Consider the following 21,369-nt stretch of genomic DNA (forward strand, 5'->3'; position numbering starts at 1 on the left):
AGATCATTTTTCGAGGCGGGCGAGCAGCGAGGACGTATCCCACCTGTTACCGCCGAGTGCCTGCACATCGCCGTAGAACTGGTCGACGAGTGCCGTCAGCGGCAGCCTGGCGCCATTGCTGCGGGCCTCGGTCAAGATGATGCCGAGATCCTTGCGCATCCAGTCGACGGCGAAGCCGAAATCATATTTGCCCTGGTTCATGGTCTTGTGACGGTTTTCCATCTGCCAGGAGCCGGCCGCTCCCTTGGAGATGACGTCGACCACCTTTTCGATGTCGAGGCCGGCGCGCTTGCCGAAATGCACGGCTTCGGCAAGGCCCTGGACGATGCCGGCGATGCAGATCTGGTTCATCATCTTGGTCAGTTGGCCAGAACCTGCCGGACCCATGAGGCCGACCATGCGGGCATAGGCGTCGATGACGGGCTGCGCCCTTTCGAAGACGGCTTCATCGCCGCCGCACATGACGGTCAGTACGCCGTTTTCCGCACCCGCCTGGCCGCCGGAAACCGGCGCATCGATGAAGTCGATGCCCTTTGCCTTGGCAGCTTCGTAGAGTTCGCGGGCGACTTCGGCGCTCGCCGTCGTGTTGTCGATGAGCACGGAGCCGCGCTTCATAGACTTGAGCACGCCGTTTTCGCCTGATGTTACCGAGCGCAGATCCTCGTCATTGCCGACACAGACGAAGACGAAATCGCAGTCTGCGGCAGCTTCGGCAGGCGTCGAGGCGGACTTGCCGGAGAATTTTTCCACCCAGGCGGCGGCTTTTTCGGTGGTGCGGTTATAGACGGTGACGTCGTGGCCGCCCTTTGTCTTCAGATGCCCCGCCATCGGGAAACCCATGACGCCGAGACCGATGAAAGCGACTTTCGCCATATGCTGTCCTCCTTAACTGCTTGCAGACTGGTTTCGAGGATTAGCGGAAACGGCTGATGACGGAAAGCCGCAAGGAGGGGCGAGGCGGCTTCTCTTGGAACAAAATTTCTCCAAGCCGAAAGAAATGGGGTCAGGAAAGTTTCAGCGATCGCGAATATGGTAATTTTAATTGTCGATCTAACTTATAGACTAAATCATCATCATCCCATCGAACGAAGAGGCCGACGCATCAGGAAAGTCGGCCGACGAAAAGGGGATAGAAATGATTACACGTCGACAGACGCTCGGGCTTTTCGGGGTCGCCGCCGCGACCGTCATTCTACCGGCAGCTCGGCCGGCCCGCGCCGCCGCCACGGAATTCCGCATCGGCTGGCAGAAGAACGGCGTACTGGCACTCGCCAAGCGTCGTGGCGCCTTGGAAAAACGGCTTGCCGATCAGGGGATTACGGTGAGTTGGTCGGAATTCACGTCCGGCCCGCCACTGCTCGAAGCGCTCGGCGCCGGCGCTCTCGATTTCGGTGCGACGGGCGACGTGCCGCCGCTCTTCGCGCAGGCAGCAGGCGGTGCGCTCTATTATGTCGGCGTTTACAGGGGCAGCCCGGCGGGCTCGGCCATCCTGGTGCGCAAGGATTCGCCGATCAAGACACTGGAGGATCTGAAGGGCAAGAAGGTTGCCTTCAAGCGCGGCTCCAGCGCCCATAACGTAACGGTAAAGGTCTTACGCAAGGCGGGGCTGAAGCCCGACGATGTCGAGCAGCTCGATCTTGCGCCGCCGGATGCGGCCGCTGCCTTCAAGAACGGCAGCATCGATGCCTGGTCGATCTGGGATCCCTATCTCGCCATCGCCGAAGCCGATCCGGATACGCGCATCCTGACGACGGCCGAAGGCATCGTCGATTCCTACAGCTACTTCCTCGCCAACAAGGATTTCACCGACGAGAACGGCACCGTCATCGTCAATGTGCTGGACGAGCTCGCCAAGGTCGGCCGTTCGGCGCAGGACAATCTCGATGCGACGATCAAGGAGCTCTCGGAAATAACAGGCGTTCCCACCGAAGTGACGAGTGTGACGCTGCAGCGCCCCGGCGCCAATCTCGGCAGCGTGACGACGGTGACGGACGCGGCAGCCGCCTATCAGCAGGCGCTTGCCGACGAGTTCTACAATCTCGGCATCGTGCCGAAAAAGCTGACGACCGGCGATATCGTCTGGCGTCCGAAGGCGAGCTAATAGCCGCCCAGGCTAGCTTACTCTCCTGCAGCTTGGGGCGGGGTCCTGCGGGCCGCGGCATGGGAGCATACCCATGCCGCGGAACGCGGCAAAATTATTCTCCAGACCGAGGCAGAATAGCAAATTGATATTGTCGATATAATTGGTCGCCTATGTCACGATATCCCCAATGCAGCTGATTTCAGATATCCATAGCAAGGAATGCGCTCATGACCGCTTCATCCGACCCGATCAATTTCCTCTGGTTCATCCCGACATCCGGTGACGGCACCTATCTCGGTTCCACCGATCTCAATCGCGCCCCGGAAATCGGCTATCTGACGCAGATCGCCCAGGCGGTGGACCGTCTCGGTTATTCCGGCGTGCTGCTGCCGACGGGTGTCGCGTGCGAGGAATCCTTCGTGATGGCCTCGGCGCTGGCTGCCAAGACCGAGAAGCTGCAGTTCCTGGTCGCCATCCGTCCGGGCACGGCATCTCCCGCCTATTATGCGCGCCTTGCCACCACGCTCGACCGCATCTCCAACGGCCGCCTGCTGCTCAACATCGTAGTCGGCGGCAGCCCGGCCGAGCTTGCCGGCGACGGCATCCATCTGCAGCATGACGAGCGTTATGCCCATGCCGATGAATTCTTCCATGTCTTCGAAGAGCTGCTCGAAAAGGGTGTCGCGAGCTATGACGGCAAATATATCAAGGCGACCGATGCTCGCCTCGGCTTTCCCTCGGTGCAGACGCCGCGCCCGCCGCTCTATTTTGGCGGCTCTTCGGATGCCGGCATCGATTTCGCCGTCGGCCGCGTCGACAAGTATCTGACCTGGGGCGAGCCGCCGGCGCAGGTTGCCGAAAAGGTTCAGAAGGTGCGTGCCGCTGCCGCCGGCAAGGGCCGTGACGTTTCCTTCGGCATCCGCCTGCATTTCATCGTCCGCGAGACGGACGAGGAAGCATGGGAGGCAGCCGATCGCCTGATCCGCCATCTCGATGACGAGACGATCGCCGAGGCGCAGGAGCGCTTCGTCAAGGAGTCCGACTCCGTCGGCCAGAAGCGCATGGCAGCGCTCCATGGCGGGCGCCGCGACAAGCTCGAAGTGTCTCCGAACCTCTGGGCCGGTATCGGTCTGGTGCGCGCCGGTGCGGGTACTGCGCTCGTTGGCTCGCCGAAGACGGTTGCTGCGCGCCTCAGGGAATATCAGGAGGTCGGCATCGATACGGTCATCGGCTCCGGCTATCCGCATCTGGAAGAGGCCTATCGCGTAGCCGAACTGCTCTTCCCGGAACTCGGCATCGAGCGGGACGCACAGCGCCTGAGCTTCAACAATGAGTTCGGCCGCAAGAAGGTCTTTGCCGGCGGCAGCCATGGCGGCAACCTGAAGGTCGTTTCCGGCTCCTGATGCCGGAATTGCTCTGAACCAAAGCGCGAGGATATCATCCATGTCGACTTTCGATACGCCGTTTGCGCGAGTTGCCGCTGAAGCCGGCAAGCCCAAGGCAGGTGGGGGCAGGGCAGGTTTCCACCTGCCGCTGCCCGGCCGCGACAGGTTGTTGCCCTATCTGGTGCCGGTTGCGATCATCGCGCTCTGGCAGATCGGCTGTTCTCTCGGCTGGATTTCCTCGCGCATCATGCCATCGCCGGCCGATGTCGCCTCGGCCTTCTGGACGACGACGATGTCAGGGCAATTGCCTGAAGACGTGCTGGTGAGCAGCGCGCGCGCCTTTGCCGGTCTGCTGGTCGGCGGCTCCATCGGCTTCCTCCTCGGCATCGCCAACGGCGTATCAAAGCTTTCCGAACAGCTGACCGATACGACATTGCAGATGCTGCGCACCATTCCGCATCTGGCGATGATCCCGCTCGTCATCCTCTGGTTCGGAATTGGCGAGGAATCAAAACTGTTCCTCACCTCGCTCGGCGTGCTCTTCCCCGTCTATCTCAACACCTATCACGGCGTTCGCAATGTCGACCGCGACCTGATCGAGATGGGCAAGGTCTATGGCATGAGCGGCTGGACACTGTTTCGCAAGGTGATCTTTCCCGGTGCTCTTCCGTCGATCTTCGTCGGCCTGCGCTATGCGCTCGGCATCATGTGGCTGACGCTGATCGTGTCGGAATCGATCGCTGCTTCCGCGGGCATCGGCCATATGGCCAATAATGCCCGCGAATTCATGATGACCGATGTCGTGGTGCTGGCGCTCGTCATCTATGCGGTGCTCGGCAAGCTCGCCGATGTCGTCGCCCGTGCACTGGAGCGCCAGATGCTCAAGTGGAACCCGGCTTACGCCAAGTAGGAGACAGGTCATGACCGTCATCACGCATGAGCGTTTCCATCCTTCCGAACCGGTGGAATTTACCGAGAGCCCGACGGTAGCGGCAGGCGCAGGCGCCGCAGCGATCACGCTTTCCGGCCTCGAAAAGAGCTTTGATGCCAACCGGGTATTGCGTGGCATCAACCTGCATATTCCGGCCGGCCAGTTTGTCGCCGTCATCGGCAAGAGCGGCTGCGGCAAGAGCACGCTGCTGCGCATCCTGATGGGGCTGGACGAGCCCAGCGACGGCGAGATCAGCTTCGAGAGTGCCGATGGCGCCGCTGCGCAGCCAAATGCCCGCATCGTTTTTCAGGAGCCCCGCCTGCTGCCATGGCTCAGCGTCGCCGATAATGTCGTGGTCGGGCTCGGCGAAGGCATCGATAAGAAGCGGGCGCTCGCGGAGGCAAGGGCCGTGCTCGATGAAGTCCAGCTTGGCGAAAAGGCCGGCGAATGGCCGTCGCGACTGTCGGGTGGCCAGCGGCAGCGCGTGGCGCTGGCCCGAGCGCTGGTGAGCAAGCCCGGCATTCTGGCGCTCGATGAGCCGCTTGGCGCCCTTGATGCGCTAACCCGCATCAGCATGCAGCAATTGCTGAACCGCGTGTGGCGCGAACTTGGCTGCACCACCGTGCTCGTCACCCATGATGTCAGCGAGGCCGTGCACCTTGCCGACCGGGTGATCGTATTGGAGGAGGGGCGCATCGCGCTCGATCTCGCCATTCCCTATCCGCACCCGCGCCGCCACGGCAATCCGGCGCTTGCGGAGCTCGAAGGGCGGCTCCTGTCGGCGATCCTCGGGAGCGATGGCGGGCACTAGGCTCGCCATTCGTCGCCTTCCGGAAGGCGGGCAAGTGACATTGCGTCGCTGCAATGGCACGAGGCGAGACGCGAGGGCGGATCATCCGCTAGATAAGGGCAGGTCCGCATCATCGCGAGACTTGGCATTCAATCAGAGCGGATCACTCCCATGACCATTCAACTCTACGGCTTCTGGCGCTCAAATGCGGCTTTTCGCGTCCGCGTCGCGCTTGCCCTGAAGAAACTGCCTTTCGAGGAAATCGAAATCGATATTCTCTCCGGGCGTCAGTTCGATGCTGCTTATGCCGAAGTGAACGCCGAGCATGTCGTGCCCACGCTGGTTCACGAAGGCCATCGCGTCTTTCAGTCGTTGGCGATCATGGAATATCTCGACGATATCCATCCGCAGCCCCGCCTGATGCCCGAGGATGCCAAGGAGAAAGCCTATGCTCGGTCGCTGGCGCTGGTTGCCGTCGCTGATGCCCACCCGCTGATCGTGCCGCGCGTGCGCAAACATCTCGGCCAGGCATTCGGCGCAGATGCATCCGCGATCGAGACATGGTGCCGGCATTGGACGACGGAGGGACTTGCGACCTACGAGCGCCTGCTCACCCGGCGCCCTCCGGCACCGTTTGCGCTCGGAGGGGCCCCCGGCATTGCCGATATCTGCATCGCCGGCCAGATCGTCTTGGCCGAGTTCAACAAGATCGACCTATCGGCCTTTCCCTCCCTGGCAGCTCTCGGGAGACGCTGTTTCGACCTTCCGGAATTTGCGCAGGCCCATCCGTCTCGGCAGGCCGGCTACTCGAACGCTCACTAGCAAGGCGGGCGCCCGCTATTCCTGCGGCCGGAACTCGTCCGGCAGATTTTCCTTGTAGGGGTAGAACTTGAAATAGGGCAGCGCCTCTTTCAATGCTCGGGCGAAGGAGGGGCGCTCCAGCAGGCGGCGGTAATAGGCTTCGAGGCCGGGACGTTTTTCGGTGAAGGGCACCAGCGTGCGGGCGTAGAAGAGGGCCGGGGCTGCGGCGCAATCGGCCATGGTGAAGGCGTCGCCGGTGATCCAGGCTTTTCCGTCGATCTGCTTTTCGACCATGTCATAGGCGAGGGACAGCATGCCCCGCGCTTCATTGACGCCATGCGGATCGGCCGCGCCTTCCGGGCGTATCCGGTCGATGACGATTTTCTGCATCGGCACCTGCACATAGAGATCGAAGAAGCGGTCCCAGAGGCGAACCTGCAGGCCGGCATGGGTCTCCTCGGGGACGAGGGATACCGGGCCGGGATAATGCCGGTCCAGATATTCGACGATGACGCTGGTTTCGGGAACCGTGCTATCGCGGGTCTCGTCGCGCAAAATGGGAATCTTGCCGACCGGCCAGAAGCGCAGGAGATCGGCGCTCGATTGCTCGTCGGCGAGATCGACGAAGTGGTTTTCGAAGGGCGTTCCGTTCTCGTAGAGGGCGATCAGCACCTTGTGGCAGAAGGAGGCAAGCGGATGCTGGTAAAGAACGAGCGCCATGCGTTGACCTTTCCTGAGAAAATAAGGTCAGGACATTAGCAAGGCGCCCGTAAAATGCCAGATGGCACATTCAGCCCGTGTAACGCGCCGTCACAAGATGGCCGGGGCTCGGAAGGCCTTCCTGCATGCGCACGTTGATCACCATCATCTCGATGAGCTCGAAACCCGTCGCGGCCAGGCGCTCGCGAATATAGGTCTCGGTATGGATGAAACGCTGGTGCGGACCGACCATGTAGGAGCGGGTTTCAGCCGGCTCTTCGGGCAGGGTTTCGGAGGAGAAGATGAAGATGCCACCGGGATTCATATTCTCGGCTGCGCCGAAAAACAGCGGCTCCAGCGCGCCGAGATAGGGCAGCACGTCGGTGGCGGTGATCAGGTCGAAGGGGTCCTCGTCATTGTCGTCGAGGAAATCCTCGACCTCGGCGACGAAGAGCGTCTCATAGATTTCCTTCTCGTCGGCGATGACGACCATGTTTTCGGAGATATCGATGCCGATCATCTCCTCGCAGAGATCGTTCAGCGCGCTGCCGGTGAGGCCCGTGCCGCAGCCGAGATCGAGCATGCGCTTGAAGGGGCCGAGCTTCAGATCCTGCAGGCGCTGGCGCACGAGCATCGGCACATGATAGCCGAGCTGCTCTACAAGCACATCTTCGAAGACTTCGGCATGCTGATCGAAGAGAGTTTCCACATAAGCGTCCGGCGCTCGAACCGGCGTTTCGCCGCGGCCCATGGAAGCAATGCGGACGGCCGCGCCGCCGTGATCGTCGGGATCGATTGCCAGGACTTCCTGATAAGCCTCGACGGCCGCATCGATATCACCGGCTTTTTCAAGCTCGAGAGCGCGGTTATAGGCTTCCGCGAGAGCGTCTTCGTCGATCTTCTTTTTGTTCATGCGGGCGTTGTAGAGCCCACAGCTTACCATCGCAACTGCAATTTCAGTGCAGTATGAATTCGCCCTTAAGGGAGCGCCATTCCGTTGCTGAAATGAGCCTGCGGTGAGTATAGCGCACCGAATGCAGCGGTCCGTCCAGCTTTTCCTGCCAGAACTTCAGGAAACCACGCATTTCCGGAAAGTCCGGGGCGAGGTCGTAGTCCTGCCAGACATAGGTCTGGAGAAAGGCTGGGTGATCCGGCATGTGATAGAGAATCTGTGCCGTTGTCAGCCCGTAACCCTTAAGCTGCTTTTCCATGTCCTTGTGCATGTTGTCTCGCTTCTTCTTGTTCCCACTCAGCGCTTATTAACGCAGTATGATATGAGATCACGCCGTGATTAACGGAAGCTTGACAGATACCACATAGAAGAGCTATTTATTTTTGATTTCAATGACTTGGCAGCAGGAATGGGAGAGTGCTGCCAAGCCTCGTCAACGCTTCAGGTGGCGCGTCAGACGGCGTTCGATCCAGTTCCAGAGGTGGCGCAAGGCTTCCACGATGGAGAGATAGAAGATCGCCGCCCAGAGATAGGTCTGGTAGTCGAAGGTGCGCGAGAAGGCGTAGCGCGTCTCGCCCATCAGGTCGAGCACGGTGATGATGGCGACGACGGCCGAACCCTTGATGAGCAGGATGATCTCATTGCCATAAGGGCGCAGCGCCACAATGAAAGCCTGCGGCAGGACGATCTTGCGGAAGGCGATGGCCTTGTGGATGCCGAGGGCAGCCGCCGCCTCATGCTGGCCGTGGGGCACGCTTTCGATGGCGCCGCGCAGGATTTCCGCCTGATAGGCGGCGGTATTGATGGTCATGGCGAAAACGCCGCAAAACCAGGCATCGCGGAAGAACCACCACAGACCGACCGATTCCAGCTGTGGCCGGAACGCGCCGAGGCCGTAATAGACCAGGAAAAGCTGGGCCAGCAGCGGCGTGCCACGGAAGAAATAGATGTAGCCGTAGGCGAGCCAGTTCAGCACGCGGTTTTTCGACATGCGCGCCATGGCGAGCGGCAGCGACAGGACTGCGCCGCAGACAACGGAAAGGCCCACGATGCTGAGCGTCATCCACAGGCCGTGCAGATAGCGCGGCCCGTAGCGGGTAAACTTCTCCGGATCCCAGCCATTGATGACGGCGTAGATCAGGAGTGCGGCGAGCAGCGCCCAGAATGCCACCAATATATAGCCGGCGAGGCGTGAGGCCGTGACCGGCTTTGCCACCGCGCGGGGTGCCGGCTGCGGGGGAATCAATGTTTCAGCGTAGCTCATCGACGAACCTCCGAGCGCTTGGCCCAGCGGTCGACATAGACGAGCAGGAAAGACGAAAGGATGGCGAGCGCCAGATAGAGACAGCAGGCAATACCGTAGAAGAAGAAGGGCTCCTTGGTCACGCGCACTGCGACGCTCGTCTGGCGCAGGATATCCGCAAGGCTGATAATCGACACATAGGACGTATCCTTCAGCAGCACCATCCAGAGGTTCGTGAGGCCCGGCAGGGCAATGCGCACGAGTTGGGGCAGAACGATGAGGCGCAGCGTACGACCACGGTGCAGGCCAAGCGCGTCTCCCGCTTCATACTGCCCTTTGGGAATGGCGCGGAAGGCCGAGAGCAGCACTTCCGAGCAATAGGCGGAAAAGACGACCGACAGTGCGATTACGCCGGCAAGGAAGGCGTTGATTTCGACCGGCGGACCACTATAGCCGGCGAGATCCAGCAGATACTGGATGAGGATCTGCATGCCGTAATAGATGATGAAGAGCGTCAGAAGCTCCGGCAGACCGCGGAAGATCGTGGTGTAGACGCCGGCCGCAAGCCGCAGCGACTTTTCTTCCGATTGCTGGCCGAGGGCGACCAGAAAACCGATGACGAGGCCGATCGGCAGGGTGACGACCGCCACCGAAACGGTGACCTGCAGGCCGAGTGCGATCTCATCGCCCCAGCCGGTATCGCCACAGGCAAGAATCGTCGACTGACCTAACCAGGTGAAGATGCCGACGGGCCCGCACAGTGGATCGACGATGTGCACAATCAGGCTCCAGAAGGAGCCAAGCGCGGAAAATAATCCGCCCATGCCAGAATTCCCCTCACGGCTTTTGCCGTTTTGATATTGCCACCTTTGTCAAACAAAAATGGCGGAAGAGCAAGCCTTCCGCCATTATCTTCATCGGCCAAATAGCGAATTTATCATTCGCCGTAAACGTCGAAATCGAAGTACTTTTCCTGGATCTTCTTGTACTCGCCGCTGGCGCGGATCGCGGCAATCGCGGTGTTCAGCTTTTCCTTCAGCGGGTCACCCTTGCGAATGGCGATACCGGCGCCGTTGCCGTTGATTTCCTTGTCGACCGGCAGGGTCGTCAGGATCTTGCAGCAGGAGCCCGCGTCGGACTTGACCCATTCGGAGAGAACGACGACGTCGTCGATGACGGCATCGACGCGGCCGCTGGAAACGTCGAGCTTATATTCGTCAGCCGTCGGGTAGAGCTTCAGCTCGGTGTCGGCGAGATGCTTCTCGGCGTAGTTGGCATGGGTCGTGGAGGTCTGCGCGCCGATCACCTTGCCCTTGAGGCCGGCAACATCAGTGATCGTGGAGTCCTTCGGCACGGCGATTGCCGGCGGGGTGTTGTAATACTTGTTGGAGAAGTCGACGAGCTTGAGGCGCTCAGGCGTGATCGACATGGAAGAGACGATCATGTCGAACTTCTTGGCGTTCAGAGCCGGGATGATGCCGTCCCAGTCCGTGGACACGAAGGAGCAGTCGGCCTTCATTTCAGCGCAGAGCGCCTTGGTGATATCGATATCGAAGCCTTGAATGGTGCCACTGGCGTCGACGAATTCGAAGGGCGGATAAGTCGAGTCCGTGCCGATCACATATTTTTCGCCGTCGGCAAGAGCCGCGCCGGCAAAAAGAGACATTGCCGCCATCGAGGCAGCAGCAAGGAGCTTGGTGGAAATGCGCATGAGGATCCTCTCTGTTGGTGGCTCCGGGTCTTTTTGTTTTTCGCCGGAGACCGCACACTTCGACGGTGCCACCACCGTCTTGCGGCGATAATCAAACCTTTTTTCGCAAAAATGCAACAGGAATCCCCGAGCAGTTGTGCGCTGCAATCTGCGGCCGTTATGAACGCCGCCCGACTGCAATGTTCAGCTAGGGTTAATCCTGCCTTACCTAGCTTCCGGAACAAATCGACATTTTGGCGCTTTCGGATTCGGCCGATGCTCAAAATGCCTTGATTGCGGGGCAGTGAGCCCCGGTCGAAGTCAAAACAAGGACGAGGAAACCCCTGATGGGCATGAAATCCAGACTGTTTGCCAGTGCGGCCTTTCCGCTGCTTTCCCTTGCCTTTGCGGTGCCGCCGGTGGGCGCTTACGCCGCAGTGAGCAGCGTGCCGCAGGGCGCAGTTCGCCCCGTTGTCGAAGGAAGCTACGAGGTGGCGCAGGATGCGCCTTCGGAAGAGGAACTTCTGAAAAAGAAGAAGCAGGAACTGGAGCAGCAACAGCAGCAGGAGGCGCCTGCCGAAAAGCCGCAGCAGAGCGAAGCACCCGCCGAGAGCGCTCCGGAGCAGAAGCCGAAGCGTCAACGCGAGCCCGAACCGCAGGCAGCACCAGAGGCCCAGGCGCCGGCCGCTGAAGAACCCGCCCGTCCGCGCCAGCGCCAGCGCGAAGCCCAGCCGGAACAGGCAGCCCCCGATCAGCAGGCGCCCGCCGCAGAGGAACCTCAGCGTCCGCGCCGCCAGAAGCAGGCACAGCCGGAACAGCCGGCCGAACAGCCTCAAGCAGAGCAGCCCCAGGCCGAACAGCCAGCACGTCAGCGGCCGCGCGACCGCAACAAGCAGAACAGCGAACAGGCCGCACCGGAGGCCCAACAGCCGGCCGAACAGGCTCCGGCCGCCGGCGAAGCTACCCAGCCCGCCGAAAAGCCGCGCCAGCGCCCGCAGCGCCAGAAGCCTGAAACCACCGAACAACCGGCAGAGCAGACCACGCAACAGCCTGCCGAGCCGCAGCAGGGCGGCAAGCGTCCGGCCGCCGGCGGCAAGAAGCCCGCTGCCACCGAGCAGCAGGCGGCACCAGCAGGCGAAGCGCCTGTGCCGGCCGAGAAGCCCGCAGCGGCTGAACAGCCCGCAGCGGCTGAACAGCCCGCAGGCGAGAAGCCTGCCGCTGAAAAACCTGTTCCGGCGGAGAAGCCGGCGACCGCCGAAAAGCCTGCCGCCGGCGCAGCGCCCGCCGATGGCCAGCAGGCCGAGCAACCTGCCGCAGGCCAGCAGCCCGAACAGCCCGTGGTCAACGCACCCCAGCCGGGCGAACAGCCGCCAGCCGCCGCGCCGCAGCCGGCCGAACAGGCGATCCCTGCACCCGAAAAGGTCACGCCGCAGGAGCTGGACCGCCGCAAGGAGATCGCTAAGGATCCTGCCAAGAGCAACGAGACCATCGTCCTGCCGGTCGAAAATGGTGCCGCCGTTCTCGACAGCGACAAGGATGCCGATCGCAGCCAGGGCAGGCAGGGCCGTCGCGACCGCGACCGCCAGCGCGCCGACAGCCGGGATTTCAAGCTGCCCACCTCGGATGCCGAGGCGCAGTCACTCAGCGCCACCCAACAGCGTGCGCCGGTGCAGATCGAGGCCATCACGCGTGAAGAAGGCCGGCGCATCGACCGCCGTCCTCAGTTCGCCCAGCCGGATGGCGCGCGTTATGGCGAGCGCACGGACGACAGCCGCGTCATCATCCAGTTCGGCAACCGCACCGTGGTACGCAGCGATGACGACCGCCGCTTCCTGCGCGACGGCGAACGGCCAAGCTATGAAGAGCTTTCGGGCGACCGTTACCGCGAAACGATCATGCGGCCCGAGGGCTATCGCATCGTGACGCTCCGCAACCGCTATGGCGACATCATCCAGCGCTCGCGCGTCGATGCCCGCGGCCGGGAAGAGGTGCTCTATTATTCACCTGAGCTCTACGAGGATCCGGATCGCGACTATTTCGAGGATCCGGGTGCCGACCTGCCGCCGATGCGCCTGCGCGTGCCGCTGAACGACTATATCATCGACACCAGCACCGATCCGGACCGTGACTATTACGAGTTCCTGAGCGAGCCGCCCGTCGAGCCGGTCGAACGCGTCTATTCGCTGAACGAGGTGAAATATTCCGCCCGTATCCGCGACAAGGTGCGCCGCATCGACCTGGACACGGTGACCTTTGCGACGGGCAGTGCGGAAATCCCGATGACCCAGGCCCGCACGCTGCGCAAGGTGGCCGACGCGATCAACGAAGTGCTCGACAAGAACAAGAGCGAGACCTTCCTGATCGAAGGCCACACCGATGCGGTGGGTTCTGACCAGAGCAACCTGATCCTCTCCGACCAACGCGCGGAATCGGTCGCCAACGTGCTGACGGATGTCTACGGCATTCCGCCGGAAAACCTTGCGACGCAGGGCTATGGCGAGCGCTATCTGAAGGTGAATACGGTCGGACCGAACCAGGAGAACCGACGCGTGACCATCAGGCGTGTCACACCGCTGGTGCGGCCGGTGGCGCAGAGGTAATTGGTTACCTGTATAATTGAGGAGGGCGGGGTCGCGAGACCTCGCCCTTTTGTTTTGTGGATTCGACGGCGCGGCGCGTCTTCCGCTTCTCCCCAGCGGGGAGAGTGTGGCCCGAAGGGTCGGATGAGGGCCGCACAGTAGAACATATGCCGTCTTCGCTTCCGCTCAGACGTTCGCTCCTGGCGTCGCTCACCGCCTCATCTGTCCTATCGGACACATCAGCCGGGTCGAGCCGCGGGTCTCGACCCGTCCTCAGGACCCGCGCTGGGGAGAAGGGTGAGCAAGCCCAACCGTCTGTGCAACAAAATCCGCGATCGCGGCAGTATCATCCAAATCAAACACCGCGAGCCCTGCAGCATTCTCCACCTCATGATCCGCTGCAATCGCCACGATATGCGGATCCTCCGGCGCCAGAGGATCGCGTCTCGCCGCCGCCAGCCGCCGTGCCTCGATCTTCGGGATCGGCTCGCGCTTGTAGCCCTCGATCAGCACGAGATCGCAGGGAGCAAGCCGCGCCAATATCTCCTCGAATGTCGGCTCTGGGGCGCCGCGCAACTCGTGCATGATCGCGTAGCGGGTGCCCGAGACGATCGTCACCTCATGCGCGCCGGCCTGGCGGTGGCGGTAGCTGTCGGCGCCGACCTTGTCAATGTCGAAATCGTGGTGGGCGTGCTTGATGGTGGAGATGCGATAGCCACGGCGGGTGAATTCCTCGACGAGGCGAACCGCAAGGCCTGTCTTGCCGGAATTCTTCCAGCCGGCGATACCGAAGATCTTCTGTGTCATCTCCGCATCTTTTGTCATGCGCGAAGTGCCTCCAGCCAGCGTTCGGCCTCCATTAAATCATCAGGCGTGTTGATGTTAAAGAAGGGGTCGAGGACGCTGGCGCGGGTCGGATGCAGCGGGAAGGGCACTTCCGTAACGTCATGACGCAGGAGGAAGTCTCGCACGCGGCGCTTGTCGTCGGTCTTCACCCATGTTGCGAGATCGGCCGCCAATGCGGTTGGCCACAGGCCGAAGACCGGATGGCTGCGGCCTTGCGAGGCGGCAATGGCGATACGATCCGGGTGGTCGAGCGAGGTCACTAGCCGGCTAACGAGATCGGTCGGGAAGAAGGGGCAGTCGACCGAGACGGTGACGACATGGGTGGCGGGCAGGCCCGCGCCATAGACCATCGCCGCATGGATGCCTGCCATCGGACCCGCCTTGCCGGGAATGCGGTCGGAAACGATCGGCAGGTCGTGGCCGCCGACTTCATCGGCATTGATGGCGATCTGCGTGATCTGTGGTGAAAGGCGGGACAGCACGTGGTCGAGCAGGCTGCGGCCGCCGAGCTTGACGCCCGCCTTGTCGCGGCCCATGCGCGACGAGCGCCCGCCGGCCAGGACGACGCCCGGAATGGTCGATTGGTCGAGCACGAAGTCAGTCATGGCGATCCCTCGGACTATCACACGGGCGAGCGGGGCGCTGATTCCTGCGCGACCGGCGGCACATGGCGCTTGGCTTCACGATAGAACGTATAGAGGCCAGACGCGATAACGATGGCGGCACCCACGAGCGTCCAGAAGTCAGGCACTTCTGCAAAGAAGAAGAAGCCGAGCAGCGAGGAGAAGATCAGGCTCGTATAGCGGAAGGGCGCGACGAAGGAGATTTCGCCGGTGCGCATGGCGACGATGACCGACTGGTAGCCGACGAGAACAAGCACGGAGGCGAGCAACAGATGCGTGAGCGAGGTGACACTGACCGGCTCCCAGCCGCCGAGGAAGGGGATCATCAGCGCGCCGAAGATCGCGACCGAGATCGCCGTCACGGTCGTGATCATCAGCGAGGGAATGTCCTTGCTGATGCTGCGGGTGGCAAGATCGCGGCCGGCAGTGGAGGCGACGCTGCCGACGCAGAGAAGGGCGGCGGCGGTAAAGCCCTCGGGGCCGGGGCGAATGATGATCATGACGCCGATGAGGCCGACGAGGATCGCCATCCAGCGACGCCAGCCGACAGGCTCCTTGAAGAAGAGTGCCGCGCCGAAGGTGACGACCAGTGGCAGCGACTGGAGGATCGCCGAAGCATTGGCGATCGGCATCATGCCGAGGGCGGTGATATAGGTGACGGCTGCAATGATCTCGCAGGCGATACGCAGTGCGATGATGGGTTTGACCATGACCCGCCAGGGCCGCAATGCGCCGAACTTCCAGGCGATCAGATAGACGAGGATACTGGTGAAGAGGCCGCGCAGAAACATGATCTCCCCGGCATTCATATAGGAAATGACCGATTTGGAGAGTGCGTCGCTTGCGGAAAAGCCCGCCATCGCCATGCTCATATAGATGGCGCCTTCGGTATTGCGTGATCGCGGCATGCTGGAGAATCCCTTACCTTACAAGCCCTTTTAGAAGGGAACGGACGACAAGGGAATCGGAGGAATGCCACACCTCGGATAATTCGTTGCTGCAGTGCGGCACAACCTGCCGTAAGGAAAAGCAAATCCTTGTGCAGCTGCGGCAAATATTAGAAATATAAGGATAATTCCCAAATCTTCCGGTTGCGGATTAAGGTTGTATCAACCGATTCAGCCAAAGATGCGACCACTCTCCATGATGGAGGATGCCGCCGAACCATCCGGAATGATTGCGGAATGGACGGTTCCATCAGTTTCAAGGCGCCGCTTCCCATGCACTTCATCGACCGACTTCTGCAAAGCCGTCGTATCGTCACCAAGGTCCTGCTGTTCGTCATTCCGCTCGTCGTTCTGATCGCCGGCGTCGGCATCCTCGGTTACCACACGGCCAATATCCTGAACGGCCACATGACGGTGACGCGGGCGACGATCGAGAACATCTCCGATTTCGAGAACCTGCAGGCAGCGCTGCAGGAATTCGTGTCCGACCCGTCGGATGCGAGCAAGGCGGATTTCGGAAAGGCGATCGATGCGCAGGAGAGCGGCGTGGTGCGCCTCAACGGCCTGCTGAAGACCGACGACCAGCACAGCCAGCTCACCGAAGTCGGAGGCCTTGCCGCCGCCATGCGCAAGCAGCAGGAGGTGCTGTGGGGACTGCGCCAGCGCGAAAATGCAAGCGTTGAGGCTGTGAACAAGACGGTGCAGGCGATCACTGTTGCGGCTGAGGAGGCCGGCGGCCAGACGGATCTGGTTCGCAAGGATTTCACCGACAAGGAAGTCTTCGCCAAGGCACTGCTTTACGATACCGCCGCCTTCAAATCGCTGACCGACATCATGGGCGCGATGCGCGTCGATATCCAGATGGGGTTCACGCCGGAGGAGCAAATCGAGGCAGCCCAGCAACACATTGCAAAGATCCTTGCGCAACTCGATGTCGCCAAGAGCATGGTGTCCAAGGACGGCCAGCCGCTGATCGGGCAGGTCTCCGAGACAGCCGGCAAGCTCGATGCGCTGTTGAACGGTACCGGCACGCCGGATGAAAAGGCTTCCGGCATGGCGCCGATCCTGACGGGTTTCGTCAATACCGAAGGGCAGATGACGCTGCAGGCGGCCAAGAACAGCGATACGGCATCTGCCCGCTTCGTCAGCCTCGACAAGAACATTGCCGAACAGCGCGAGTTGCTGACCTCGGTCGATCAGGTGCGCGAGATCACCGACCGCCTGCAGGTGCATGTCAGCCAGATGCTGAGCGCACGTGTTGTCGCCTCGCGTGATGTCGTTCTCGCCGATCTCAAGGCGCTGACCGAAACCGCGGCGAAGATTTCAGCACTCGGCGCCAACGATGCGGTCATGAAGGCCCTCTCGGACAAGGTCGCCTCGGCTGCCGCTTCGTTGACATCAGGTTCGGCCGACATGCTGAAGGCGGCTGCGGACTGGAAGGCGGCCCGCCAGCAATCCTCCGAAATCCTTTCCGGCGCCATGGCCTCGCTTCGCCAGTTCGTGAGCCAGGCGCAGGAACTCGGCAAGGAAGACAGCGAGCGTTCGGCCAACGTCTCCGTCTTTGCAATGATCCTCGGCACGCTGCTTGCCATCGTCGGTGGGTTGATGCTGGTCGAGACGCTGCGCGGCCCGCTGAAGCGCGTCTCGGATGTGATGACGCGGCTTGCCAATGGCGATCTCGAAGTCGCCATCGAAGGCCGTAGCCGCGGCGACGAGATCGGCGACATGGTGCGCTCGGTCGCCGTCTTCCGGGATGCGGCGGTTGAAAATGTCCGCCTCGAAAAGGAGGCCGAAAGTGCGCGTGCGCTGTCGGCCGATGAAACGAACCGCCGCGCCGCCGAGCGCGCCCGTATCGAGGCCGAGCAGAAGCAGGCGCTGAATGCGCTCTCCGACGTGCTGCAGCAGCTCGCCGAGGGCAATCTGGAAGCGGGCATGCGCAGCGATCTCGCCGACGATTTCGTCGAGATGGCCGATACCTATAATCACGCCGTCGAGGCGCTGCGCCAGACGCTGTCGGATGTGCGCGGCGCGACTGTCGAGATCAAGGGTGGCACGGGCAACCTTGCATCTTCCGCCGACGATCTTGCCCGCCGCACCGAACAGCAGGCGGCCGCACTCGAGGAAAGCTCACGAGCGCTGCGTCACCTCAGCGACGTCGTGCGCTCCACCGCCGACCGCGCCAAGCAGACGGCGCATTCCGTCAACGAGACGCAGGTTTTCGCGACCCGCTCCGGCGAAGTCGTCGCCAAGGCTGTCGATGCCATGGGCGAAATCAACCGCTCGTCCGACAAGATCGCCACCATCATCGGCGTGATCGACGAGATCGCCTTCCAGACCAACCTCCTGGCGCTGAATGCCGGCGTGGAAGCCGCGCGTGCAGGTGAGGCGGGCCGCGGCTTTGCGGTCGTAGCGCAGGAAGTGCGCGAACTGGCCCAGCGCTGCGCCAAGGCTGCCCGCGAGATCAAGGAACTGATCTCAGCCAGTTCCGGCCAGGTGCAGAGCGGCGTGCAGCTGGTCGAGGAAACCGGCCGGGCGCTCGCCGAAATCATCAGTCATGTCGGTGGCGTACAGCGCCTCGTTGCCGAGATTTCAGCGGCAACCGGCGAACAGTCGACCGGCATCCACGAGGTCAGCAAGGCGGTGCATGACGTCGAGCTCATCACCCAGCAGAATGCGGCGATGGTGGAAGAAAACAACGCCGAAATCCAGGGCCTGCGCCAGCGCGTCGACATGCTCTCCGACAAGGTCAACCGCTTCCGCACCGGCGGCGAGGACGAGGTGCGTGGCTATCAGCGCGCCGACGGCCGCTGGGGCGGCCGGGCTGCTTGAGCCAGCTCATCAGGATGATGTCGAAGAGCCCGCGGTCTTCGGACCGCGGGGTTTTTCTTTTGAACAATTTGGCGATCCGGTCGTTTTCCAACCATGTCCAACAAAGGAGATTTTGGAATGGATTGGAACCGTGTTGAAGGCAACTGGAAGCAGATGAAGGGCAAGGTCAGGGAACAGTGGGGCAAACTCACTGACGACGACCTCGATCAGATTAACGGTCGACGGGAGCAGCTCGAAGGCAAGCTGCAGGAACGCTACGGCTATGAAAAGGATCGCATCCGCAGCGACGTGGACACTTGGTACAACGGCCAGTCCTGGAACTGATAACAATCTAACGTCAGTAGTAATTCCACATCAGAAAGACTTGGCCCCGCTTTTGCGGGGCTTTTTTTTAAGCCTAGCCCAGCGTTGTCCTCGCGATGCTGAGGACCCGCGCCAAATCCCATATGGGGCTTTGCGTTACAGAAGGAGTCCAGGGTTCGCGGTAGCTTCAGCTCATATAGCCGCCATCCAGCACCAGCGGGCTGCCCTGCATGAACGATGAGGCGTCCGAGCAAAGCCAGAGCACACCTTCGGCAATCTCGTGCGGCGTGGCGATCCTGCCGATCGGCGTCTGGGCGATGATGGCCTCGGCGATCTCGGGACTCTTCTTCATATGGCTCTCGACCGCGGGCGTATTGACCCAGCCGGGACAGATCGCGGTAATGCGGATGCCTTCGCGCGCATATTCGAGTGCCGCACTTTTCGTCAGCCCGATAACGCCGTGTTTTGCGGCTGCATAGGCCGCGCCGCCCGGAAAGGGATAGCCGCGCAGGCCGTCGACGGATGAATTGTTGACGATGACGCCGCGACCGTTCTTCTGCATGGCCGGGATCTGATGGCGCATGCAGAGGAACACCGATGTCAGGTAACCGTCGATGGTCTTGCGCCAAGCATCTTCACCGAGGTTTCCGACCGGTGCGCCACGCCCGCCGCTGCCGCCATTGTTGAAGGCGTAGTCAATCCGCCCATGTTGCTTGACGATACCGGAGATCAGCCGTTCTACGGCCTTGCCGTCAGCCACGTCGCATTCGATCCAGCTGGCGCTGTCAGCCGGCAGGCTGGCAAGCGCCTGCTTTGCACGCTTCTCGTTGCGGCTGGCGATGACGACCGTTGCGCCCTCGCGCGCAAAGCCCTGCGCGGTGGCGAGGCCGATGCCGGACGATCCGCCTGTGACGAGGGCGATCTTGCCCTGCATTTCCGGGTAGCGTTTCGGTAGGAGATCAGCGGGCATTCGACGGCTCCTGTTCACGCAGTTATCACATGGGACAGCGCCTTGCCGGTCCGTCGCGTTGCTCAGGGCATTCGTGACTGCAATCGATCACTGGATCGATTGCTACCGCTCTGCGGCACCGTCACTTACCCGCCGGTAACACTCATATGCCGGGCGACAGCCGGCCGCTTGTGGGTGCGGTCGATGATGAAATCGTGGCCCTTGGGCTTGCGGGTGATGGCCTCGTCGATCGCGGCGTGGAGCAGGCCGTTGTCTTCGGTGCCTCGCAGTGCTGCGCGCAGGTCGGCGGCATCGTTCTGGCCGAGGCACATGTAGAGCGTGCCGGTGCAGGTGAGGCGCACGCGGTTGCAGCTCTCGCAGAAATTATGGGTGAGCGGGGTGATGAAGCCGAGGCGGCCGCCGGTCTCGGCGACCTTGACATAGCGGGCAGGGCCGCCGGTCTGGTAGTCGATATCGGTGAAGGTGAACTGCCGTTCCAGATCGGCCCGCAGCTTGGAGAGCGGCAGGTACTGGTCGGTACGATCCTCTTCGATCTCGCCCATCGGCATGGTTTCGATGACGGTGAGATCCATGCCGCGGCCATGCGCGAAGCGCAGCATGTCGGGCATTTCCACCTCGTTGAAATCCTTCAGCGCCACGGCATTGAGCTTGATCTTCAGGCCGGCTTTCTGGGCGGCATCGATGCCGTCAATGACCTTGGCGAAATCGCCCCAGCGAGTGATCCTGCGGAATTTTTCCGGATCGAGCGTGTCGAGCGAAACGTTGATTCGGCGCACGCCGCAGTCATAGAGCTCCTCGGCGTGACGGGCGAGCTGCGAACCGTTGGTGGTAACAGTCAGTTCATCGAGGCCCGAGCCGATCCGGCGGCCAAGCTGGCGCACCAGGTGCATGATGTTCTTGCGCACGAGCGGTTCGCCGCCGGTGAGCCTTATCTTGCGCACGCCCTTGGCAATGAAGGCGGAACAGAGCCGGTCGAGCTCTTCCAGCGTGAGCAGATCCTTCTTCGGCAGGAAGGTCATGTTTTCCGCCATGCAATAGGTGCAGCGGAAATCGCAGCGGTCGGTGACGGAGACGCGAAGATAGGTGACAGCCCGCCCGAAGGGGTCGATCATCGGTGATGCATCCGCAACCAGCGGCGCAGCATTGCCTATCGTTCCGACTCTGGTGTTCACATCAATCTCCGTGCTCTCCTCAATGTGGGCATATGCTATTGTGGCGTCAAGGGAAACAGGCCTCGGGGGCAGGCCAATTTGAGCTTGCGCTGAAAAAGATCAGCGCCTACTCCTCGCAGAAGAAGAGGACATAGTGATGAGCGATATCTGGCCTAGCGAAATCAGGGTCTCGAAGGACCGCCAGAGGCTGGTGGTCAGCTTCAATGACGGGCAGAGCTTCGATCTCTCGGCCGAGCTGCTGCGCGTGCAGTCGCCGTCTGCCGAAGTGCAGGGGCACGGGCCGGGGCAGAAGGTGACGGTGCCTGGAAAGCGCAACGTCGCCATCGTCTCCATCATCCCGACAGGCAATTATGCCGTGCGCATCGGCTTCGACGACATGCATGACACCGGCATCTACACATGGACCTATCTGCGCGAACTCGGCGAGCGCGGCTTCGAACTCTTCTCGGCCTATGAGGAAGAGCTTGCAGAAAAGGGAATGAGCCGCGACGTGGCGGAAAAGCCGCGCTGATCGCAATAAACTGAG

General features: G+C 61.7%; 21 protein-coding genes. 9 read left to right on the top strand and 12 right to left on the bottom strand.

Annotation, left to right across the window (positions count from 1 at the left end; genetic code table 11):
• Positions 1 to 3: 3 nt before the first annotated feature.
• Entirely contained in the window at positions 4 to 873 is an 870-nt protein-coding gene (locus AC1DUP_RS25130) for an NAD(P)-dependent oxidoreductase (RefSeq protein ID WP_477835246.1), read from the bottom strand.
• Between the two features lie 262 nt (positions 874 to 1,135).
• Between AC1DUP_RS25130 and AC1DUP_RS25135 the strand changes: the two genes are divergently transcribed.
• The 5 genes from AC1DUP_RS25135 to maiA all read left to right on the top strand — a co-directional run bounded on the left by AC1DUP_RS25135 (position 1,136) and on the right by maiA (position 6,011).
• Positions 1,136 to 2,101, top strand: coding sequence for an aliphatic sulfonate ABC transporter substrate-binding protein (locus tag AC1DUP_RS25135; protein ID WP_477835248.1), 966 nt, complete (start codon positions 1,136 to 1,138; stop codon positions 2,099 to 2,101).
• 209 nt (positions 2,102 to 2,310) lie between these two features.
• Positions 2,311 to 3,486 (top strand): FMNH2-dependent alkanesulfonate monooxygenase, encoded by a 1,176-nt coding sequence (gene ssuD, locus AC1DUP_RS25140; RefSeq protein ID WP_477835250.1) that lies wholly within the window; start codon positions 2,311 to 2,313, stop codon positions 3,484 to 3,486.
• A gap of 40 nt (positions 3,487 to 3,526) precedes the next feature.
• Entirely contained in the window at positions 3,527 to 4,378 is an 852-nt protein-coding gene (gene ssuC, locus AC1DUP_RS25145; protein WP_477835252.1) for an aliphatic sulfonate ABC transporter permease SsuC, read from the top strand.
• Positions 4,379 to 4,388: 10 nt separating this feature from the next.
• Positions 4,389 to 5,210, top strand: coding sequence for an ABC transporter ATP-binding protein (locus AC1DUP_RS25150; protein ID WP_477835254.1), 822 nt, complete (start codon positions 4,389 to 4,391; stop codon positions 5,208 to 5,210).
• A 150-nt stretch (positions 5,211 to 5,360) separates the two neighbouring features.
• The gene (gene maiA, locus AC1DUP_RS25155) at positions 5,361 to 6,011 is read left to right on the top strand and encodes a maleylacetoacetate isomerase (protein ID WP_113507683.1); all 651 of its coding nucleotides are present in this window, start codon (positions 5,361 to 5,363) and stop codon (positions 6,009 to 6,011) included.
• A gap of 15 nt (positions 6,012 to 6,026) precedes the next feature.
• Here maiA and AC1DUP_RS25160 read toward each other — a convergent pair whose 3' ends face one another.
• The 6 genes from AC1DUP_RS25160 to AC1DUP_RS25185 all read right to left on the bottom strand — a co-directional run bounded on the left by AC1DUP_RS25160 (position 6,027) and on the right by AC1DUP_RS25185 (position 10,595).
• Entirely contained in the window at positions 6,027 to 6,710 is a 684-nt protein-coding gene (locus AC1DUP_RS25160; RefSeq protein WP_477835256.1) for a glutathione S-transferase family protein, read from the bottom strand.
• 70 nt (positions 6,711 to 6,780) lie between these two features.
• The gene (locus AC1DUP_RS25165; RefSeq protein WP_113308411.1) at positions 6,781 to 7,602 is read right to left on the bottom strand and encodes a class I SAM-dependent DNA methyltransferase; all 822 of its coding nucleotides are present in this window, start codon (positions 7,600 to 7,602) and stop codon (positions 6,781 to 6,783) included.
• 43 nt (positions 7,603 to 7,645) lie between these two features.
• A complete protein-coding gene (locus tag AC1DUP_RS25170; protein WP_113308392.1) occupies positions 7,646 to 7,912 on the bottom strand; it encodes an usg protein in 267 nt (88 codons plus the stop codon).
• A 162-nt stretch (positions 7,913 to 8,074) separates the two neighbouring features.
• Positions 8,075 to 8,905 carry an ABC transporter permease gene (locus AC1DUP_RS25175; protein WP_477835259.1) on the bottom strand — a complete coding sequence of 277 codons (831 nt, stop codon included), beginning with the start codon at positions 8,903 to 8,905 and terminating at the stop codon, positions 8,075 to 8,077.
• Positions 8,902 to 9,708, bottom strand: coding sequence for an ABC transporter permease (locus AC1DUP_RS25180; protein ID WP_113301430.1), 807 nt, complete (start codon positions 9,706 to 9,708; stop codon positions 8,902 to 8,904). Before AC1DUP_RS25180 ends, AC1DUP_RS25175 begins: the two co-directional genes overlap by 4 nt.
• A gap of 113 nt (positions 9,709 to 9,821) precedes the next feature.
• Complete coding sequence (locus tag AC1DUP_RS25185) at positions 9,822 to 10,595, bottom strand: transporter substrate-binding domain-containing protein (RefSeq protein ID WP_113301431.1); 774 nt, start codon at positions 10,593 to 10,595, stop codon at positions 9,822 to 9,824.
• Between the two features lie 326 nt (positions 10,596 to 10,921).
• Between AC1DUP_RS25185 and AC1DUP_RS25190 the strand changes: the two genes are divergently transcribed.
• Positions 10,922 to 13,174, top strand: a complete 2,253-nt coding sequence (locus AC1DUP_RS25190; RefSeq protein ID WP_477835262.1) for an OmpA family protein — start codon at positions 10,922 to 10,924, stop codon at positions 13,172 to 13,174.
• Positions 13,175 to 13,426: 252 nt separating this feature from the next.
• On the opposite strand, the gene mobB is transcribed toward AC1DUP_RS25190, so the two are convergent.
• From mobB to AC1DUP_RS25205, 3 genes are read right to left on the bottom strand one after another with little or no spacing between them, the layout of a single operon-like run.
• Positions 13,427 to 13,960 (bottom strand): molybdopterin-guanine dinucleotide biosynthesis protein B, encoded by a 534-nt coding sequence (gene mobB / locus AC1DUP_RS25195; RefSeq protein ID WP_477835401.1) that lies wholly within the window; start codon positions 13,958 to 13,960, stop codon positions 13,427 to 13,429.
• 14 nt (positions 13,961 to 13,974) lie between these two features.
• Positions 13,975 to 14,604, bottom strand: a complete 630-nt coding sequence (mobA, locus tag AC1DUP_RS25200) for a molybdenum cofactor guanylyltransferase MobA (RefSeq protein WP_477835264.1) — start codon at positions 14,602 to 14,604, stop codon at positions 13,975 to 13,977.
• Between the two features lie 17 nt (positions 14,605 to 14,621).
• Positions 14,622 to 15,530: a DMT family transporter gene (locus AC1DUP_RS25205; RefSeq protein ID WP_113301434.1), complete on the bottom strand. Its 909-nt coding sequence runs from the start codon at positions 15,528 to 15,530 to the stop codon at positions 14,622 to 14,624.
• 312 nt (positions 15,531 to 15,842) lie between these two features.
• On the opposite strand from AC1DUP_RS25205, the gene AC1DUP_RS25210 reads away from it, so the two are divergent.
• Positions 15,843 to 18,398, top strand: a complete 2,556-nt coding sequence (locus AC1DUP_RS25210; RefSeq protein ID WP_477835403.1) for a methyl-accepting chemotaxis protein — start codon at positions 15,843 to 15,845, stop codon at positions 18,396 to 18,398.
• Between the two features lie 117 nt (positions 18,399 to 18,515).
• A complete protein-coding gene (locus tag AC1DUP_RS25215; RefSeq protein WP_477835266.1) occupies positions 18,516 to 18,722 on the top strand; it encodes a CsbD family protein in 207 nt (68 codons plus the stop codon).
• 166 nt (positions 18,723 to 18,888) lie between these two features.
• Here the strand turns inward: AC1DUP_RS25215 and AC1DUP_RS25220 are convergent, their stop codons facing one another.
• Both AC1DUP_RS25220 and moaA read right to left on the bottom strand, forming a co-directional pair.
• On the bottom strand, positions 18,889 to 19,671 hold the full coding sequence (locus tag AC1DUP_RS25220) for an SDR family NAD(P)-dependent oxidoreductase (RefSeq protein ID WP_477835268.1): 783 nt from the start codon (positions 19,669 to 19,671) through the stop codon (positions 18,889 to 18,891).
• A 125-nt stretch (positions 19,672 to 19,796) separates the two neighbouring features.
• The gene (gene moaA, locus AC1DUP_RS25225) at positions 19,797 to 20,843 is read right to left on the bottom strand and encodes a GTP 3',8-cyclase MoaA (RefSeq protein ID WP_477835270.1); all 1,047 of its coding nucleotides are present in this window, start codon (positions 20,841 to 20,843) and stop codon (positions 19,797 to 19,799) included.
• Positions 20,844 to 20,979: 136 nt separating this feature from the next.
• Here moaA and AC1DUP_RS25230 point away from each other — a divergent pair, with 136 nt between their 5' ends.
• The gene (locus AC1DUP_RS25230) at positions 20,980 to 21,354 is read left to right on the top strand and encodes a gamma-butyrobetaine hydroxylase family protein (RefSeq protein ID WP_477835272.1); all 375 of its coding nucleotides are present in this window, start codon (positions 20,980 to 20,982) and stop codon (positions 21,352 to 21,354) included.
• Positions 21,355 to 21,369: the final 15 nt, after the last annotated feature.

This window comes from Rhizobium sp. 01L419 (genome assembly GCF_056400025.1).

Excerpts from the sequence above, each read along its gene's own strand:
- AC1DUP_RS25130 (WP_477835246.1), bottom strand. The coding sequence starts at position 873 with ATGGCGAAAGTCGCTTTCATCGGTCTCGGCGTCATGGGTTTCCCGATG.
- AC1DUP_RS25135 (WP_477835248.1), top strand. The coding sequence starts at position 1,136 with ATGATTACACGTCGACAGACGCTCGGGCTTTTCGGGGTCGCCGCCGCG.
- ssuD (WP_477835250.1), top strand. The coding sequence starts at position 2,311 with ATGACCGCTTCATCCGACCCGATCAATTTCCTCTGGTTCATCCCGACA.
- ssuC (WP_477835252.1), top strand. The coding sequence starts at position 3,527 with ATGTCGACTTTCGATACGCCGTTTGCGCGAGTTGCCGCTGAAGCCGGC.
- AC1DUP_RS25150 (WP_477835254.1), top strand. The coding sequence starts at position 4,389 with ATGACCGTCATCACGCATGAGCGTTTCCATCCTTCCGAACCGGTGGAA.
- maiA (WP_113507683.1), top strand. The coding sequence starts at position 5,361 with ATGACCATTCAACTCTACGGCTTCTGGCGCTCAAATGCGGCTTTTCGC.
- AC1DUP_RS25160 (WP_477835256.1), bottom strand. The coding sequence starts at position 6,710 with ATGGCGCTCGTTCTTTACCAGCATCCGCTTGCCTCCTTCTGCCACAAG.
- AC1DUP_RS25165 (WP_113308411.1), bottom strand. The coding sequence starts at position 7,602 with ATGAACAAAAAGAAGATCGACGAAGACGCTCTCGCGGAAGCCTATAAC.
- AC1DUP_RS25170 (WP_113308392.1), bottom strand. The coding sequence starts at position 7,912 with ATGCACAAGGACATGGAAAAGCAGCTTAAGGGTTACGGGCTGACAACG.
- AC1DUP_RS25175 (WP_477835259.1), bottom strand. The coding sequence starts at position 8,905 with ATGAGCTACGCTGAAACATTGATTCCCCCGCAGCCGGCACCCCGCGCG.
- AC1DUP_RS25180 (WP_113301430.1), bottom strand. The coding sequence starts at position 9,708 with ATGGGCGGATTATTTTCCGCGCTTGGCTCCTTCTGGAGCCTGATTGTG.
- AC1DUP_RS25185 (WP_113301431.1), bottom strand. The coding sequence starts at position 10,595 with ATGCGCATTTCCACCAAGCTCCTTGCTGCTGCCTCGATGGCGGCAATG.
- AC1DUP_RS25190 (WP_477835262.1), top strand. The coding sequence starts at position 10,922 with ATGGGCATGAAATCCAGACTGTTTGCCAGTGCGGCCTTTCCGCTGCTT.
- mobB (WP_477835401.1), bottom strand. The coding sequence starts at position 13,960 with ATGACACAGAAGATCTTCGGTATCGCCGGCTGGAAGAATTCCGGCAAG.
- mobA (WP_477835264.1), bottom strand. The coding sequence starts at position 14,604 with ATGACTGACTTCGTGCTCGACCAATCGACCATTCCGGGCGTCGTCCTG.
- AC1DUP_RS25205 (WP_113301434.1), bottom strand. The coding sequence starts at position 15,530 with ATGCCGCGATCACGCAATACCGAAGGCGCCATCTATATGAGCATGGCG.
- AC1DUP_RS25210 (WP_477835403.1), top strand. The coding sequence starts at position 15,843 with ATGCACTTCATCGACCGACTTCTGCAAAGCCGTCGTATCGTCACCAAG.
- AC1DUP_RS25215 (WP_477835266.1), top strand. The coding sequence starts at position 18,516 with ATGGATTGGAACCGTGTTGAAGGCAACTGGAAGCAGATGAAGGGCAAG.
- AC1DUP_RS25220 (WP_477835268.1), bottom strand. The coding sequence starts at position 19,671 with ATGCCCGCTGATCTCCTACCGAAACGCTACCCGGAAATGCAGGGCAAG.
- AC1DUP_RS25230 (WP_477835272.1), top strand. The coding sequence starts at position 20,980 with ATGAGCGATATCTGGCCTAGCGAAATCAGGGTCTCGAAGGACCGCCAG.